The following is a 426-nucleotide window of genomic DNA, read 5'->3' as shown; positions in this document are numbered from 1 at the left end:
GTGAGCCCCTGCGCGAGCGCCCGGGCCACGCTGATGCCCTGGGCATAGCGCCCGAGCGCATAGGCGTGCCAGAACCAGGCGTTCGGATTGTCGGGTTCGGCAGCCGCCTGCTGCCGGGCGCATTCGGCCGCCTGGCTGAAGAGTTCCAGCCGCCGTGCCTCGCTCGGCTCCAGGTAGGTCGCATAGACGATCGTCGCCTTGTTCGCCACGGTGATGCCCGCGCCACCGGCCGCCATGCCGGCGCGCGCGGCCTCCGCGAAGCGGCCGCCGTGGAACAGCGCCCAGGCCTCCAGCACGGCGGGGTCGTGCGGCAAGGGCTCCGCGTCCCCCTGGTGCAGGCGTTCCCAGCGGCGCGCGACGTCGCCGGCCGTGAAGGCGTAGTCCTGGGCGTACGGGAAAGGCGTCCAGGATTCCATGGTGTGCGTC

1 protein-coding gene is annotated in these 426 nt (G+C 72.8%); it reads right to left on the bottom strand.

The features are described 5' to 3' along the window. A partial coding sequence (locus tag ERX37_RS11210; RefSeq protein WP_208001692.1) for a hypothetical protein occupies window positions 1-426 on the bottom strand: 426 nt, incomplete at both ends.

Source organism: Macrococcus hajekii (assembly GCF_004359505.1).
Taxonomy (GTDB): Bacteria; Bacillota; Bacilli; order Staphylococcales; family Staphylococcaceae; genus Macrococcus; species Macrococcus hajekii.
This window is presented reverse-complemented; position numbering and strand designations above follow the sequence as displayed.